General features: G+C 65.7%; 12 protein-coding genes. 1 reads left to right on the top strand and 11 read right to left on the bottom strand.

Annotation, left to right across the window (positions count from 1 at the left end; all coding sequences use genetic code 11):
- The 11 genes from ACOQFS_RS15530 to ACOQFS_RS15480 all read right to left on the bottom strand — a co-directional run.
- The coding region (locus ACOQFS_RS15530) for a DUF6531 domain-containing protein (protein WP_421563729.1) at positions 1 to 3,534 on the bottom strand (3,534 nt) is incomplete at its 3' end.
- Between the two features lie 328 nt (positions 3,535 to 3,862).
- Positions 3,863 to 4,300, bottom strand: a complete 438-nt coding sequence (locus tag ACOQFS_RS15525) for a DcrB-related protein (protein ID WP_421563728.1) — start codon at positions 4,298 to 4,300, stop codon at positions 3,863 to 3,865.
- 58 nt (positions 4,301 to 4,358) lie between these two features.
- A complete protein-coding gene (locus ACOQFS_RS15520) occupies positions 4,359 to 6,908 on the bottom strand; it encodes a type VI secretion system Vgr family protein (protein ID WP_421563727.1) in 2,550 nt (849 codons plus the stop codon).
- Positions 6,909 to 7,161: 253 nt separating this feature from the next.
- Entirely contained in the window at positions 7,162 to 7,899 is a 738-nt protein-coding gene (locus ACOQFS_RS15515) for a helix-turn-helix transcriptional regulator (protein ID WP_421563726.1), read from the bottom strand.
- Positions 7,900 to 8,019: 120 nt separating this feature from the next.
- Positions 8,020 to 8,595, bottom strand: coding sequence for a GyrI-like domain-containing protein (locus ACOQFS_RS15510; protein ID WP_421563725.1), 576 nt, complete (start codon positions 8,593 to 8,595; stop codon positions 8,020 to 8,022).
- Between the two features lie 272 nt (positions 8,596 to 8,867).
- The gene (locus ACOQFS_RS15505; RefSeq protein WP_421563724.1) at positions 8,868 to 9,755 is read right to left on the bottom strand and encodes a ProQ/FINO family protein; all 888 of its coding nucleotides are present in this window, start codon (positions 9,753 to 9,755) and stop codon (positions 8,868 to 8,870) included.
- Positions 9,756 to 9,943: 188 nt separating this feature from the next.
- Positions 9,944 to 11,200: a glycolate oxidase subunit GlcF gene (gene glcF, locus ACOQFS_RS15500; protein WP_421563723.1), complete on the bottom strand. Its 1,257-nt coding sequence runs from the start codon at positions 11,198 to 11,200 to the stop codon at positions 9,944 to 9,946.
- An 80-nt stretch (positions 11,201 to 11,280) separates the two neighbouring features.
- Positions 11,281 to 12,420, bottom strand: a complete 1,140-nt coding sequence (gene glcE / locus ACOQFS_RS15495; protein ID WP_421563730.1) for a glycolate oxidase subunit GlcE — start codon at positions 12,418 to 12,420, stop codon at positions 11,281 to 11,283.
- A 260-nt stretch (positions 12,421 to 12,680) separates the two neighbouring features.
- Positions 12,681 to 14,102, bottom strand: coding sequence for an ammonium transporter (gene amt, locus ACOQFS_RS15490; protein WP_421563722.1), 1,422 nt, complete (start codon positions 14,100 to 14,102; stop codon positions 12,681 to 12,683).
- A 33-nt stretch (positions 14,103 to 14,135) separates the two neighbouring features.
- Positions 14,136 to 14,474 carry a P-II family nitrogen regulator gene (gene glnK / locus ACOQFS_RS15485; protein ID WP_409783809.1) on the bottom strand — a complete coding sequence of 113 codons (339 nt, stop codon included), beginning with the start codon at positions 14,472 to 14,474 and terminating at the stop codon, positions 14,136 to 14,138.
- A gap of 44 nt (positions 14,475 to 14,518) precedes the next feature.
- Positions 14,519 to 15,250: a TorF family putative porin gene (locus ACOQFS_RS15480; RefSeq protein ID WP_421563721.1), complete on the bottom strand. Its 732-nt coding sequence runs from the start codon at positions 15,248 to 15,250 to the stop codon at positions 14,519 to 14,521.
- Between the two features lie 213 nt (positions 15,251 to 15,463).
- Between ACOQFS_RS15480 and ACOQFS_RS15475 the strand changes: the two genes are divergently transcribed.
- Complete coding sequence (locus tag ACOQFS_RS15475) at positions 15,464 to 17,008, top strand: YifB family Mg chelatase-like AAA ATPase (RefSeq protein WP_421563720.1); 1,545 nt, start codon at positions 15,464 to 15,466, stop codon at positions 17,006 to 17,008.
- Positions 17,009 to 17,148 lie beyond the last annotated feature (140 nt).

The following is a 17,148-nucleotide window of genomic DNA, read 5'->3' as shown; positions in this document are numbered from 1 at the left end:
GCGCATGCCTTCCCAGATGAAGACCGTGGTGCCAAAGCTGTCGTGTTTGGCCACCCGGCGGCCTATGGCGTCGTAGTCGAACCGGGTGGTTTGGGTGGTTGCGTGTTCGGTGCCGGGGCGCCGGGTGGTGGTGACTGCTGTGAGGCGGCTTTCTTCGTCCCACGCAAATGTCTGGGCCGTGTGTTTGCCGCTGAGTTTTTGGATCAGCCTGCCATGGCCGTCGTAGAAGTAGCGTTTGTCTTCGTACACCCGCACGAGGTTGTCGCGCACGTAGCCTTCTTGCAGGTGCTGGGTGCGTTGGGACAGCTCAGTCTGGCGGTGGTTGTCCAGGATGTTGCCGGCGGGGTCGTATTGGAAGCGTTCGTTGTTGGCCGCGCCTGGCTGGGTTGGGTACGGGGCCTGGCCTGCACCAAAGAGCTGGCGCACGGTGTGTTCGATGCGCCCGGTGGCGTCGTATTGGTGGGCTATGTCGCCGTGCAGGCTGTGGCGGCTTTGGCGCAGCTCACCCACCTTGTCGTAGGCGTAGGCTTTCATCAAGCCGTCGAACGGGTTTTGCTCGGGTGTGCCTGCGGCCAGCACGGCACGCTGCCAATGGGCGTCGCTGGCCTGGTAGGGGCGGCTGCGCTGGTCTATGGGCTGGCTCCAGGCCCCTTGCCTGCGGCCCAGGGGGTCTAGTGCGTAGCGGGTTTGCACTTGGCCCTGGGTGCGGTGGATTTCTCGGTGCAGGGCGTCGCGCTCGATGTCGCTGATGAGTTGGTGCACTGCCAGGGCGTCGGGGCTGCGGGTATCGCGCTGGGTGTAATTGATTTGGTGCAGGTGGCCTGAGCCGTAGTGCAGATAGTTCAGCGCTCTTTGCAGGTGGGGCTGGCCTGGCAAGGTGGGCAGCTGGGTTTGCATGCGGTTACCCAGCGCATCGTGGCTGTGCCGAAGGGTGGAACTTTGGCCGGTGGTTCCGTCGGTGGCGGTTTCTTCAATGAGATTGCCGACTTTGTCGTAGGCAAAGGTGCTGGTGTGCAAGGGCTTGAGGCTGCCATCTTGTTGCACCGCCAGCTTCTGGGCCTGGGTGAGTTGGTCGAGGGGGTCGTAGGCGTAGTGGTAGTGGTGGGCGGCGGTGCGCTTTTCGACCAGGCGGCCGGCTGCGTCGCGGATGAGCTCTGTACGCAGGGCGCCGCCAGTCGCTGGGCCCGCAGGTAGGTCGCTGGCGCTCGGGTGGTGGTTGACGGCGATGGGCCAGCCATTGGCGTCGTATTCGATGGTGACGCTCTGGCCGCCAACGCGGGTTTCTTCCACCATGCGGTCGGCGGCGTCGTATTGAAAGCCGAAGTGCTGGCCGTTTTCGTTGACGAGGGTGCTCAGGCGCTGGGCGGCGTCATAGGCCAGTGTGATGCCGCGCTGTTCTTCATCGATCTGCGTTTGTAGTTGCCCGCGCTGGTTGTAGCTCCAGTGCCGCGTACGCGGCTGGGCGTTGGTGTGCGCCACGGGGCGCCCCGCCGCATCGTAGCGCCAGCTTTGCGTGGTCCCGTCGGCCAAGGTGAGCGTAAGCAGTTCACCCGTGGGGCTGTGCCCCAGCGATGTGGTGTGCCCCAGTGCATCGACGACCCGTTGGAGATGGCCAATGTCGTCGTAGTGGTACTGGGTACGCTGGCCCGAGCAGTCCACATATTCCACCAGCAGGCCGCGTACGTCATGGCGGAGTTTTTTGACACCGCCTTTGCCATCCCGTATTTGGAGCAGCAGGCCATCGCCGTCATACGCGTATTCGGTAACAGTTCCATCGGGCGCATGTGTAGCAGTGCACAGGCCCCGGTTGTTGTATTCGTAGCGCCAGACGCTCCCATCAGGCAGCGTGACGGCCAACGGCTCAAACCAGTTGGTGTCCCACAGGGTGCGCGTGCGCCGCTCCAGGGCGTCGATCTCGCCAGTTCGCATCCCGTTGTCGTCGTATTCAAACCGGAGGTTTTGGCCTCCTGGTGCAGTGCATTCCAGCAGCTCTCTCGCAGGGCTCCAGCGCAAATTCCAACTCTCGCTCAAGGGATTGGTGTAGCGCGTTAGGTTGTAGAGCCTGTCCCACTGCCATTCTTGCCGTCGCCCGAGTTGATCGACAGCTATGGTGATGCCGCAGGGGGACAGAGCATCGCCAGCGGCAGCCTTCAATGCATCGCTGTCAAGCCAGTCGTACCGGATATCGTAGGTTTCCCCATCGCTTGTCCAATGTCGCACCACACGGCGGTCACGCCCTGTCGCGGTCATCCACAGGCTTGTGGCGGCCAAGCCCTCGATGAGCGGCCCCCCGGCCTGTTCCGTGGATTCCCATGCGTAGTTTGCCTCCAGCCCAGCGGCATCCACCTGCCAAATCATCAAGCCGTCCGAGTATGAGAACCGGCGGGTTACCCGCCCCGCTCTGTCAGTCACTCTGGCCAACTGGCCGTGGGCGTCGTACTCGTAGCTGGCCAGAAGGCCCGGGCGTTCGCCTGGTGCTCCTTGCACCAGTCCGATATGGGTCACGCGGCCAGTGGCTTCGTGCAGCTTGAGGTCGATGATGCGGCCGAGATGGTCTGTGATGCGTACCAGCCGCTGGAGCGCGTCACGCCGTAATCGGATCCAGTGATTGAAGCGGTCCTGAATGCGCTGTGTCCGCAACTTCTGCGCGCCCGTGCCGACAGTACCGGCGCCTGAACGGACTGGCCCGAACTGGTAGCGAATGTGGTCTAGGTCTACAACTTCGTACGCTCCACCAGGGGTGCAGTTGACGATATAGCCTTCTGCCGTGTTGAAGAATGCGTTCCCAGGCTCAACCCAGGGCAGATTCACGCGCCTTCCCTGCCTACTCACAAACGTAAGCGAACCAGGCGTTTCAGGTGACGGCGGGACTACATGGAGCTCCATGTCGTACGGAAGGGACCACCCCTTGCCGTGGATGGTGTCCGATCGGTGGTCATGGCTGCTATAGAAGCGTGCCCATTCAATGCCCATGGGGCCCGGCAAGACAAAATCCGTATCGCCCGAGCCATCAAGAATCTTTCCGCCAGTCATGGGGATCACCGGACGCCCCACCACCCATTGAATGCCTTTGGCGGCGGCGTCGCCGATGTAGTTGCCAACGACAGCCATACCCAGACAACCCAACTTGCCCGGCAAGCTGCCGCGCCCAAACAGGGCAGGCGCAAATTCCAAAGCGGTTTCCCACAAATCCTTGTCGTCAGCAATATTCAGATACTGGGTTTTGTTACCACCCACAAACACGTTGTCCGATCCTGTGACGATCTGGGCAGCACACATCAGTTTGTCGCCCTTGCGCGCGGCAGGCCCCGTCTCGACAAACACAGAATCGCTGCCCTCAGCGATCTTGTTTGGCTCTGGCATGGGATGCTTTGAGCAATTGGAGGCGTCAAGGACCGCACGCATCGCTTCGAGTTTGTTAATGAAGACTGTGGCAGCGCCCTTGATACCAAGCACACCGGTGATCTCCATCTCACCAATGTCTTCGGTCATCTCCTGAATCTTCTTTTCTTTGTAGTCATTCCAGCCAGTCATACGGCCGATAAATCCTGCCACTACCCCACTAACAACAAGGCCTGTACATGTAGTTCCTAAAAAGGCAAACGCTGCACCGAAAGTGACGGCTGCGCCGGCCAATGGTGCGGCAACCACCGCAACTGCAGCAATTGCCCTTGCGACCAGAAGCCCTTCCGCCACCATGGACCCCACGCGAAGAGCTGTACGCGCTAGTCGAGCCCACATCCCAACGTGGCCAATTTCGTCCGTCATGCGAGCCGCAGCCATGCCTCCCATTTTTGGGTCCTGTCTCTTCTGGTGTATTGGTTAGTGTTTCGCTGGCCAACAATGAAGGCTGGCGGGTGCTCTACTTCACAGGATGAAACGTGAAGCTGTTTAGAACATCGTCTACAGTTTTCAGTTGCGCCGAGGACAATTCGGTCGGCGAAGTAAACGTGAAGCTCAACATCTTTCTTTGATCTGACAGTTGAAAGATGGCCTGCATGTGATGGAGTGTTTGGCCCTGCTGCTTGTAGCTAACCGGAAATTTCACGCCCTCAAGCCGAACTTGTGCCCCAAGCCGTGCGCTTTCGGTTACGCCTCTTGTGAACTTGGTGACCTGTTTAGCGGCTAACGCCATTTGGCGATCAATGAACTGTTGTGCGGTCTCATCCACCTCCATTTCCTCCCGCGTAATCACGATAGTCAAGCCGCCAGATGCAGGGCTCGGCATCAAGACATGGACTGTTCTGTCAAGGGAGTAGTCCGGGGCGCTGATGAAGCCCTCATTGAAGTTGTAGCGCATTGGGAATGTCGTTTTTTAGGGTGGAACAGATATCTATGCACGAGCTGACAGACGACCTTCAACTGCAATTGAGATTGATCTTCTTGCCAAACTCATTCAGGTCATCGTCAAACTTCAACAATCCCTTCTTGACACCGACCACCTCGATGTCGCCTTCGTCCGTGAGCTTGATGTAGGCCTTGCCGCCGCCAACCACGAGCGTGATGCTCTCGGCGGCTTCCAGCCGGATGTGCTTGCCTGCCTTGATGAGCACGGAATCCTCGTCGGCGCGCAGGTTGACGTTCTGCTTACCGATCACCGTAGCGTCCGCCGTGGTGGAAGCAGTGGTGATGTTCTGCTGGGCAGTCAGATTCATGTTGCCCGATTGCGCCTCGTGGGCCACGTCCCCCGCCGTGACGGTGGTGCGCTGGCCACCTTCCGTCACGTGCGTGAGCATGCCGCCCTTTGCGAGTAGCGTGAGCTGCTGCTGGGTTGACGTGGTGACCGGGCCCTTGCCATGCACCGACACGCTCTGGCCCGAGCTGATGACGATCGGCTTCGGGCTGATCATGGATTGCCCTTCCGGGCTGACGATCGACACAATGGGTTTGCTGATGTCCTTGGACTTGGCCTGCAGTTCCAAGGCCTCGGGCATGGCCGGATCGGTGTTCATAGGCATGATCAGTTCAGGCCCTGAGCCTGCAGCGCTGCCTCCTGACACGAACGAGGAGACGGCTGCGGCCATCTGACCAAGGGAGGTAGCCGCAGCAACCTTGCCCACCATGGACTGGATGCCGGAAGCCAGTTCACTCATGTGCGACATCTTGAGGTTGTTGATGCCGCTGATAACGGACTCCATGGCAGCCACGGCGCTCTTCGCTTCTGCCATCAGCGCTTGGGCAGATTCCAGACCAGTACCCAGGTTCGAGAACCCATCCGGGTTGTCATGCGCCACCTTCTGCTTGAAGTCCTGCGTATAGGTCGTGATCAACAAGCCCTTGTCCGCCCGGATCGCGCCCCACTCGTTCGTGCGCAGCTCGAAGCCATAGCTGCGCTTGGCTTCGGTGCTCTGGTTCATCAAGTAGCCCATGTGCAAATGCGTATTGCCATGGTCGGTAGACAGCTCGATGTGCTCGATGCCCTTTTGGTCCTCAAAACGCAGCATGTGCTTGCCGCCGCCGCCCTTGCTCCAGTTGGTCTGAAAGCCGGACTGCGTCTTGTGTTTGGGCAGTTCCCACGGCGGCATCTGGTCGGCGTTGTAGACGCGGCCGGTGATGATGGGGTAGTCGGGGTCGCCGTTCAGAAAGTCCACGATGACTTCCTGCCCGATGCGGGGCGTGAAGATGCCGCCGTAGCGGGCCCCGGCCCAGGGGTGGGATACGCGGATCCAGCAGCTGGAGTTTTCGTCCATGGCGCCAATGCGGTCCCAGTGGAACTGCACCTTCACGCGGCCGTATTTGTCGGTCCAGATCTCCTCGCCCGGCGGGCCCACCACCACCGCCGTCTGCGGGCCCAGGCTGCGGGGCTTGGGGGTGACGCGCGGCGGGGTGAAGGGCAGGCTTGTGGGCTGGGCCTTGAGCACGAAACGCTGGATGGAGCCGACCTCGTCCTTGGTGGTCTTGGGCGTGGGCTTGGCCACGCTGCTGACCTCGGGGTTCTCCTGAAAGTGGTACTGCACCGCGGTGATGAGGTACTGCTGGTTCTGGTCGCCGCGGGGGTAGTTCTCCAGGTTGAAGGTGTAGCCGGGCGCCAGCGCGCGGCAGCTGGATTTGCCCTGCACCGCGCTTTGGCGCGTGAGGTTTTCCTGCAGCCGCACCTTCACATAGGTTTCACCATCGGCATATTCGGTGTAGCCGCCGGGCCATTCATAGACTTCGTAGCTGTCGTGCGCGTGGCCCGGCGGGTCTTTGCGCATGTTCGACAAATCGGCCCGGGGTTTCTTGAAGTCGTAGTCGTCATTAAAGTGCCGGGCCGATTTGATTTCTTCGGCCAGTTCCCACGCGTAGACGCTTTCGCGGTCGGCAATGGCGGCTTTTTCGGGCGGGTAGAAGGGGATGGACGCCGCCCCGGGTAGCGGGCTGTGGGACGCAACGATGTCGTCGGCGAGGGTCAGCACGTGCTGGCCGGCCGAGTGCTGGTGATAATAGTAAATTCCCTCATGCTCCATGAGGCGCGATACAAACTGGCAGTCACTCTCGTTATATTGAACGCAATAATCCCAGGTGCGGTAGCTGCGGTTGAGTTTTTTATCTATCGGATAACCGTATTTTCCCAACACCTCTTCAATGATTTCCGGCACTGTTTTGTTCTGGAATACCTTGAAATCGGTTTTGCGGGTGGCCAGCCACAGCCAGGGGCTCAGGCGGGCGCGGTACGAGAACATGCGGTGGTCCTGCCCCTGCATGCCAAACCGGGTGACGATGCCGTCGATGTAGCGGGTGCCGCCGCCTTCGGTTTCGACCACGATGGTGGCGTTTTTGCCCAACAAGGCCTTGGGATCGATGCTTTTGCTCTCACTGAGCAGGTCTACGTCCAGGGTAAAGAGCTGGCTGATTTCCTCGCTGCCCTGCAGCTGCCTGAAGGTGAGCTGGTCGCCCAGGGGCGTTTGAATGGTGACGCGACGTTTCATGTGCTGCAGACTGTCCGGCCGGTTGGTGCAAAGTGGAGCGCATGATAGCGGCGGGCCGGGTATTTTCTGTTGACAGAAAACGCCATTAATTCAGCGAAATTACCGCAAAAAGTAACATCGGTTACTAATGCAGCATGTTGGCGACGGTTTGCAACATGGATCGAATATTCAGGGACGGATGCGCTATGGCGCAAATATGGAAAACCACTGCTTCAATAATCGCGCCGGGGCCGGCGCGTCGCTCAGATCGGGCTCAGCGCGACGGCGGCTGCCACGCGGCTTGCGCCCCGCCCTCCGGCCCACAGTCGGCCATCTCGGATTCCAGCTTGCGCAGCAGGTCGGCCAGGGTCTTGCCGGGCTCGGGCTGGAAGTGTTCTTCCAGCACGGCCAAGTCCACGATGCGGTCGATGCGAAAGCCGCGGAAGTCGCTGCGCAGCTCGCACCAGGCCGACAGGGTCCAGACCTTGCCCCAGTAGAAGCAGCCCAGGGGCCGCAGGCGGCGCTGTGTGGGCCGGCCCTGCACGTCGGCGTAGTCGATGTGCACCACGTTGCGCGTGTGCACGGCCTCGCGCAGGGCTTGCAGGGCGGCCAGTGCGCGCGGGCCCAGGCCGACGGACGGGGCGTAGAGCGCCTGGGCTTCGGCGGCCACGCGGGCGGCGGGCGGCAGCACGGACAGGATCTTGCCCAGGGCGCCCTCCACCTCGCGCGCCAGGCCGGTGTCGAGCCAGGCCTGGGCCAGGCGGGCGGCGGCGACCAGGGCGTTGGCCTCACCCTGGCTGAACATGAGCGGCGGCAGGTCGAACCCCGCGCCCAGGCGGTAGCCCACCCCCGCTTCGCCTTCAATGGGCACGCCCTGGTGCTGCAGGTCGGCCACGTCGCGGTAGATGGTGCGGGCCGATACCTCCAGCCGCTCGGCCAGGAAGGCGGCGGTGGACAGGCGCCGGCCCCGGATGAGCTGCACGATCTGAAAGAGGCGGTCAGCGCGGCGCATGGTGGGTGATGGAGATTGAATTCAATTGTTTTTGGCCTTCAGCGCTTACCAGTCAAGCGCTAACAGCTATCATTTTTGAACCATTTGGCGGTGACTCTGTCAGCGGCCAGGCCCCAGGGCTCAGCGGTTGTCGACGATGCCGATGTGGATGGCCACCTGCTCGGGGCCGCTGTAGGCCTCGAAGTCGGTGCCGTAGCGGCGTTGCACCTGGGGGTTGTCGGCGAAGTATCGCCAGATGGCGCCCCAGGTGTCGACCACCAGATGGGGCATGGGGCCCTCGCCGGTAAAGACGAGGTAGGGGCCGGCCTGCACGGGCACCACGCGGACCCCGGTGGTGGCGTCCTCGGCCGCCGCAGGGCCCGCAGCGGGTTCCGCAACGGGCTGGGTGGCCACGCCGGCGGTCACGTCGAAGGCGCCCTGCGCATCGGATTCATACGCGCTGTACACGCCGAACAGGCGGCCGTCCTGCCCGGGCGCGGGCAGGTGGCGCTCCCAGCTCTGGCTGAAGAAGCGGTCCCACAGAGGGCCGATGCGGGCTGCGGCGGGGTCGGCCTCGTCACGGTTGCAGGTGCGCACCGACAGCCCGGTGACCTGGAAAGCGTAGACGTACACGCGGCGCGGGGTGACGACTGGCGCGGGCGGGGCGTCCGTGGGGACTGCGGCGACGAAGGGGGTGGCGGCGGTGGAAAGGGACATGGGCTCTGCACTTTCTCTCGGGTGGGCGCCATGGGTGTGGCGCGGGGATGGGTGAGGGAGAGAATGCTGACGCCAGGCTGCTGACAACCTGGTGTCAGCAGCCTGGCGTCAGCGCGGCGGCAGAAGGAGCATCGGGTGCAACGCGCGGCGCGCGATAAGCCGGTCTCGCGGATCGGCCGGGTGCCCCCGGGCAGAGCGGTCGCTGGGGAGAAGAAAGGAAAACGGCGGGAGGGTGCCGGGGGTGATGCGGCCCCGGCTCTCTGGCTTTCTCTTTACGGAGCCAGCGGCGCGGCCACCGGCACCGACGCAGCAGCCGCAGTTGCATCCGCTTCGGCCGCTGCAGCGGCATCCGCGTCCAGCGCCTTGCGGCGGCGGGCGCGCTCGAGTTGTTGGCCCACGGTGCGGGGCACCAGGCCATACATGTCGGCAAAGGCGTCCAGCGTCTGGCCGCTGGCTTCGAAGGCGCGCAGCAGGGCCTCGTCCTTGGCGTTGCGGGCCGACCATTCGGCCAGGGCTTCTTCGAGGATGGCGTTGGCCGCTTCGTCGCGGCTCTGCACGCGTTCGACGTAGGCCTCGCGCGAGAGGCCCGAAGCTTCGAAGGCCGCGATCATGCGGTTGCGCAGTTTGGGCAGCAAATCCTCGGTGGGACGGGTCTTGCTGTTCTTGCGGCGGCGGTATACCTCCAGCAGCGCGTGGTGCACGTGCTCGGGCGCCATGTCCTCCACGGGCTGGCCCTGCAGGTCGTGGCGCTTGTCACCGGCGGCCACGCTTTGCAGATAGCGGGTGGACCGGGTATGAATGCCCAGCGCCACCTTCAACGCATCGCGCTCGAAGGTGTCCGGGTGGGCGGCCAGCAGGTCCTGGTAAATGCCGCGCTTGAGGGGGCGAAACAGCGCGCCGAACAGTGCGGGATACAGGTCGGCCAGCTTTTCGAGCAGGGGGTGGGTGCGCTGGGGTGCGCGCGGGGCGGCATCTGCCGCCGATGGCGCTGCGGCCGGGCTGCGGCCGTCTGCCGGGGCTGCGGCGCCGGGCACGCGCCGGGGCGTCTTGCGGCGGTCGGTGCCGCTGCGGCGGGGGGCGTCGCCACGCTGCCGGGTGACGCCCGCGCGGGCATCGGGGGCGGCGGTCGGTGGTACGAGTGCGGACGCGGTGTCGGTCATGGCGGTCAACGGTATTGGGTGGGCCGGAAAACCCTCCATCATGCCAGTGTTGGCCGACAGCGCCCAGGCGTAGGAACGTGTTTACGATCTCCCAGGGGTCCCCTGCGAGATCGTAAACACGTTCTAAAGGCGCAGCGGCGTCGCCAACGCGGACGTGCTGCAGTGCCCAGCGGCTTCGGCGCCCGCCGTCAGGCCGGGCTGTGCAGGGCCTCATCCAGCACCTCCACCCAGTGGCGCACCGGGGTGCCCGTGCCGCTTTGCAGGTGGGTGATGCAGCCGATGTTGGCCGAGAGGATCACATCCGGCGGCTGCTCGCCAAAGGCTTCGCCCAAGGCACCCAGCTTGCGGTCGCGCAGCGCAGCCGACAGGTCGGGGTTGAGCACCGAGTAGGTGCCGGCCGAGCCGCAGCACAGGTGGGCCTCGTTGCGCGCGGTGCGCAGGCGAAAGCCGAGCTGGTTCAGGTGCGCCTCCACCCCGCCGCGCAGCTTTTGGCCGTGCTGCAGGGTGCAGGGCGGGTGGTAGGCGTACAGCGTGTCGGGCTGGTTCACGCGGCCCTTGAGCCGGGTGGCCAGCTCGGGCAGCACCGCCGGCAAAAGCTCGGACAGATCGCGTGTGAGGGCGCTGATGCGCTCGGCCTTGGCGGCGTACTGCGCATCGTCCTTCAGGATGTGGCCATATTCCTTGACGGTGACGCCGCAGCCCGAGGCGTTCATCACGATGGCCTCCACCCCGCCCGCCTCCACCAGCGGCCACCAGGCGTCGATGTTGGCGCGCATCTGGGCCATGCCGCCCTCCTGGTCGTTCAGGTGGAACTTGACGGCGCCGCAGCAGCCCGCCTTGGCGTCCACCACGGTCTGGATGCCCACGGCGTCCAGCACGCGGGCCGTGGCGGTGTTGATGTTCGGCATCATGGCCGGTTGCACGCAGCCCGCCAGCATCAGCACCTTGCGCGCGTGCTGGCGGGTGGGCCAGGCGCCGGCCGCCTGGGGCGCGGGCACCTTGGCCTTCAGCGCTGCGGGCAGCAGGCCGCGCACGGCCTGGCCGGCCTTCATCGCCGGGGCAAACAGGGGCGAGGGCAGCCCTTCCTTCAGCGCCCAGCGCAGGGCCTTCTCGCCCAGCGGGCGCGGCACCTTCTCATCGACGATCTTGCGGCCGATGTCCACCAGGTGGCCGTACTGCACGCCGCTCGGGCAGGTGCTTTCGCAGTTGCGGCAGGTCAGGCACCGGTCCAGGTGCGTCTGCGTGGCGCGCGTGGGCTCGGCGCCTTCGAGCACCTGCTTGATGAGGTAGATGCGGCCACGCGGGCCGTCCAGCTCGTCGCCCAGCAGCTGGTAGGTGGGGCAGGTGGCGGTGCAAAAGCCGCAGTGCACACACTTGCGCAGGATGGCCTCGGCCTCGCGGCCCTCGGGGCGCGCGGCGTATTCAGGAGAGAGTTGGGTTTGCATGGTGCATGCCTGGGTGCGAGAGATGTCGGGGCGGCGAATGCCGGAGAGCGGCCACGCGCAGGGGGTGCGGGCCTGTGCGCCTACCAGCCCCGGGCCACGCGGCCGGGGTTGAAGATGCCCGCCGGGTCAAAGCTGTGCTTGAGACGCTGGTGGATCTGCGCCAGCGCTGCAGATTTCAGATCAAAATGGCCCTCAGCGCTTTCTACATGAGCATGTGCAGCTATAAAAACAGAAGCACTTCCTCCCACGGCGTTGGCCAGCTCGCGCAGCGTGTCGCCCGCGGCTTCGGGCGCCTGCACCCAGCGCAGCGCGCCGTGCCATTCCACCAGCGGATGCGCCCCCCCGGGCAGGGCCAGCACGGGCGCGGTGGGCGGCACCGACAGGCGCCACAGCGCATGGCCGGGCTCGGCGGCGCGGTCGGCAAACCAGGGCAGGGTCTGCTCGCGGCAGGCCACCCAGTCGGGCGCCACGGTGGCGTTGTCGAGGCGGGTGCCGCCCATGCTTTTGCAGGCGGCTTCCACGGCGGCCACCGCGCCGCGCAGGCGCACATACAGCGTGCCTTCGCTGCGGCCGTCGTGCACCCAGCAGCTGGCATTGAGCGGCAGGGGCTGGCCGCCCCAGGCGTGCAGCTTGCGCAGCGCGTCGGCCTGGTTGATGGCGTCAAAACGCAGCGTGGCTTCGCCCGGCGCCACGGGCAGCACCTTGAGGCTGACCTCGGTGATCAGGCCCAGCGTGCCCCAGGCCCCGACCATGAGGCGGGACACGTCGTACCCCGCCACGTTCTTCATGACCTGGCCGCCAAAGCGCAGAGGCTCTGCCCGGCCGTTGAGCAGCGCGACGCCCAGCACATAGTCGCGCACGGCCCCCACGCTGGCGCGCGCCGGGCCCGACAGGCCCGCCGCCACCATGCCGCCCACGGTGGCAGCCGCGCCCGGCGAGCGGGCGAAATGCGGGGGCTCGAACGGCAGGCACTGCCCATGGCGGGCCAGCAGGTCTTCCAGCTCGGCCAGCGGGGTGCCGGCCCGCACGGTCACCACCAGCTCGCTGGGCTCGTAGCTCACGATGCCGCTCATTGCGCGGGTGTCCAGCACCTCGCCGTGCAGCGCCAGGCCATGAAAGTCCTTGGTGCCGCCGCCGCGGATGCGCAGCGGGGTCTGGTCGGCGGCGGCAGCGCGCACGCGCTCGGCAATCTGGGCGAGGGCTTGGTCCATGCGCTGCATCGTAGCGGCAGGCACGCGCGGCATGGCAGGGTCCGGACGTGAATTTTTTGAACAGCGCGTGTGCAAACCGCTGGGGGTGCGCCCCCGGCGCCCGGGCGCAGCCCCCCCCCTGGGCGTGCCGCGCGCGAGAACTCCTGCCCGCCCACGAAAAAAGCCCGCCGGGGCGGCGGGCTTGCGTGAAGCAGGAGTGACTCGCTTTTTCTTCTTGCAGCGCTGCGTTGCCACCAGACACCGCAGCGCGTTCTGCGCAAGGCAGGAGATCAGCGGTTGTACGCCGTCTCGCCGTGCGAGGTGATGTCCAGGCCTTCGCGTTCGGCTTCTTCGGACACCCGCAGGCCCACCAGCAGGTCGGCGATCTTGTAGGCGATGAAGGCCACGACGCCGGACCAGACCAGGGTGAACACCACGCTCTTGACCTGGATCCACACCTGGGCGCCCATGGCGAAGGTGTCGGGGGCCAGGCCGCCGGTGCCGCCCAGGCTTTGCGATGCGAACACGCCGGTCAGGATGGCGCCGATGATGCCGCCCACGCCGTGCACGCCGAACACGTCGAACGCGTCATCCACGTTGAGCATGCGCTTCAGGCCACCCACACCCCACAGGCAGACGACGCCTGCGATCAGGCCCATCACGATGGAGCCCATGGGGCCCACGAAACCTGCGGCAGGCGTGACGGCCACCAGGCCCGCCACCGCGCCGGACGCAGCGCCCAGCATGGAAGCCTTGCCCTTGTGCAGCGCTTCGCCGGCGATCCAGCTCAGCGTGGCGGCGGCCGTGGCCAGCACCGTGTTCACGAAGGCCAGGCCTGCGTTGGCGTTGGCAGCACCGGCCGAGCCGGCGTTGAAGCCGAACCAGCCCACCCACAGCAGCGAGGCGCCCACCATGGTCAGCGTCAGGCTGTGGGGCGTGAGGGCTTCCTTGCCGAAGCCGATGCGCTTGCCCACCATGTAGGCGCCCACCAGGCCGGCGATACCGGCGTTGATGTGCACCACGGTGCCGCCGGCAAAGTCCAGCGCGCCGTCAGCAGCCAGCAGGCCGCCGCCCCACACGATGTGGGCCATGGGCACATAGCTGAAGGTGAACCACAGCACCGAGAAGATCAGCACGGCGGAGAACTTGATGCGCTCGGCGAACGAGCCCACGATCAGCGCCACGGTGATGGCGGCAAACGTGCCCTGGAATGCGATGAACACGTATTCAGGGATGGTGGCCAACGCGCCGAAGGTCTCTTGCGTCACGCCCTTGAGGAAGATCTTCTCGAAGCCGCCGAAGAACTTGCCCTCGCCCGAGAACGCCAGGCTGTAGCCGTAGATGGCCCACAGCAGCGACACCAGCGAGAACACGACGAAGACCTGCATCAGCACCGACAGCATGTTCTTGCTGCGGCCCAGGCCGCCGTAGAACAGCGCCAGGCCGGGGATGGTCATCAGGATCACGAGCAGCGTGGAGGTCAGCATCCAGGCGGTGTCGCCCGAATCGACCTTGGGTGCGGGGGCCGCGGCGGCAGGCGCCTCGGCAGGGGCGGCCGCAGCCGGCGCAGCGGCTGCCGGTGCGGCAGCAGGCGCTTCGGCAGCGGGGGCCGAGGCCGCAGCCTCGGGGGTGGCGGGGGCCTGGGCCAGCGCAGCAGTGCCGCCGGACAACAGGCTCAGCCCCAGGATGAAAGAAGCAAGCAGTTTTTTCATGGCTTTTTCTCTTGTTCTGATGCGGCCGGGCCCTTAGAGGGCTTCCTTGCCGGTTTCGCCCGTGCGAATGCGCACCACCTGCTCCAGGTGGGTCACGAAGATCTTGCCGTCGCCGATCTTGCCGGTGCGGGCTGCGGTCTCGATGGACTCGATCACGCGGTCCACGAGGTCGTCGGACACGGCGGCTTCGATCTTGACCTTGGGCAGGAAATCGACCACGTACTCTGCGCCGCGGTACAGCTCGGTATGGCCCTTCTGGCGGCCGAAGCCCTTGACTTCGGTCACGGTGATGCCCTGCACGCCGATGTCGGAGAGTGCTTCACGCACCTCGTCCAGCTTGAAGGGCTTGATGATGGCTGTCACCATTTTCATTTGGGATTCCTCCGGGATGAGCGCCAGATGGCGCCCACTGAGATTTACAGGGTTTTGGTCAGCGTGACAATCACGCGCGACTTGTTGACGTGGCCGAAGAAGGCCTTCTTGTTGGCGCCGACCACGGCCGCGCCCAGCGACAGGCCGCTGCCGAAGTCATACGCGCCGCCGATGCTGTAGTCCATGTAGTTGGGCACGCCGGTGTCCTTGATGTCGCTGGCAAAGCGGGTGAAGCCCACCGAAGCCTTCAGCGTGATGCTGGGCGCCACTTCCTGGGCGAACGCCAGGTTCAGGTAGCCGGTGTTGCGGCCCTTCAGGCCCGAGCCGGACTTGGCACCGGCAAAGCCGAAGTAGTCCTTGGAGATGGTGTGCGAGTACTTGGCGGTGAACGGGCCCATGGTGGCCGCGCCATACAGCTCGGTGGTGTTGCCGTTGCTGTTGCCGGGGTAGATGTAGGTCAGGGCACCGACGTCCAGGTCCGCACCGCCGGCCTTGAACTTGTAGCCGCCGTACAGGTCGCTTTCGAGCGAGTTGCCGGGCAGCCAGTCGACGCTGGAATTCCAGTTGCCCACGTACCAGCCGCTGTCGCCGAAGGCATAGTCAAAACCGCCCTGCAGCGCAGGCTTCACAGCCTTGGCCTTGGAGGCGTCCTGGTCCTGGCCACGGAACTTGTAGTTGGTGGTCAGGCTGACGTTGCCTGTGAGCTGGGCACTGGCCAGCATGGGGAGCGTTGCAACAAGGGCAACGCCCAGGGTCTTGATGATGGCGCGGGTCATGTTTCCTCCGGGTTGGGCGATTAGGGACCACCCCTCTTAGCACGGACCGTGCCACGCGCCCGCCGCCCGGACCTGCGTCGGTTGCGTTGCGTTACACCGATCCCCGCTACATTGGCGGGGTGCGCGCACAGGCCATGCACCTTCATGGTGCATTCACCGGCCCGCAAGCGCTAAAAAACCATAAAACGCACCCATCTGGGGAGAAACCGCTTCATGAGTCTTGCTTTGGTGCAAAGCCGCGCCCTTCTGGGGCTGCAGGCGCCCGCAGTCACCGTCGAAGTGCATCTGGCCAACGGCTTGCCCAGCTTCACGCTGGTGGGTCTGGCCGAGGTGGAGGTGAAGGAAGCGCGCGAGCGGGTGCGGTCTGCGCTGCAGAACGCGGGGCTGGAGTTCCCGTCCAACAAGCGCATCACGGTGAACCTGGCCCCGGCGGACCTGCCCAAGGACTCCGGCCGGTTCGACCTGCCCATCGCCCTGGGCATCCTGGCCGCCAGTGGCCAGGTCGACGCCGGCCGGCTGGCGGGCCACGAGTTTGCGGGCGAGCTGTCGCTGTCGGGCGAATTGCGCCCCGTGCGCGGTGCGCTGGCCACCAGTCTGGCGCTGCAGACCCAGCAGGTGAACGCGCAGCTGGTGCTGCCGCCGGGCAGCGCCGAAGAAGCCGCGCTGGTGCCCGCCGCGCGGGTGGTGCGCGCGCGCCACCTGCTGGACGTGGTGCGCGCCTTCCTGCCGCCCGGCAGCACGGCGGGCGCCGACGACGACACGGCCGATGACGGCTGGGTGCGCCTGCAGGCCACGCCCATGGTGGCCGCCGCGCGCGGGCCCGACATGGCCGACGTGAAGGGCCAGTCCAGCGCCAAGCGCGCGCTGGAGATTGCCGCCGCCGGCGGCCACAGCGTGCTCATGGCCGGGCCGCCGGGCTCGGGCAAGTCGATGCTGGCGCTGCGCTTTGCGGGCCTGCTGCCGGCGATGACGGTGGAGGAGGCGCTGGAGAGCGCGGCCATCGCCAGCCTGGCCGGGCGCTTCAACACCGAGCACTGGGGCCTGCGGCCCACCGCAGCGCCGCACCACACGGCCAGCGCCGTGGCGCTGGTGGGTGGCGGATCGCCCCCCCGGCCGGGCGAAATATCGCTGGCGCACCACGGCGTGCTCTTTCTCGATGAACTGCCGGAGTTCCCGCGCGCCGCGCTGGAGGCGCTGCGCGAGCCGCTGGAGACGGGCCACATCACCATTGCGCGCGCGGCGCAGCGGGCGGATTTTCCGGCGCGCTTTCAGATGGTGGCCGCCATGAACCCCTGCCCCTGCGGCTACCTGGGCGCCACCCAGCGCGCCTGCCGCTGCACGCCCGACCAGGTGAGCCGCTACCAGGCCAAGCTCAGCGGCCCCTTGCTGGACCGCATCGACCTGCATGTGGAGGTGCCCGCCCTGCCCGCCGAACAGCTCGTGCAGGCCCCGGCGGGCGAGGCCACCGCCGCCATTCGCGAGCGCGTGGTGCGGGCCCGCGCTGCGGCCCACGCGCGCCAGGGCAAGGCCAACCAGGCATTGCAGGGCCAGGAGATCGACACCCACGTGCTGCTGGACGACGCGGCCGCGAAGTTTTTGCACACGGCCGCCGCCCGGCTGGGCTGGTCGGCCCGCAGCACCCACCGGGCGCTGAAGGTGGCGCGCACCATTGCCGACCTGGCGGGTGCGCCCACCACACAGGTGAGCCATGTGGCCGAAGCCGTGCAATACCGGCGCGTGCTGCGCAGCCCCGCGTAAGCCCTGTGGCGCGCGGCCCCGAAACACGCAACACTTCGCAAACTACCAAATTGATAGCTGCTAGCGGTTGATGGATATGCGCTAGGGATGTCCTGCATAACCCTCGCGAGTGCGTGATAGTGCAGATCGGGATGGGCCGC

The organism is Paracidovorax sp. MALMAid1276 (assembly GCF_049198005.1).
Classification (GTDB): domain Bacteria; phylum Pseudomonadota; class Gammaproteobacteria; order Burkholderiales; family Burkholderiaceae_C; genus Acidovorax.
This window is presented reverse-complemented; position numbering and strand designations above follow the sequence as displayed.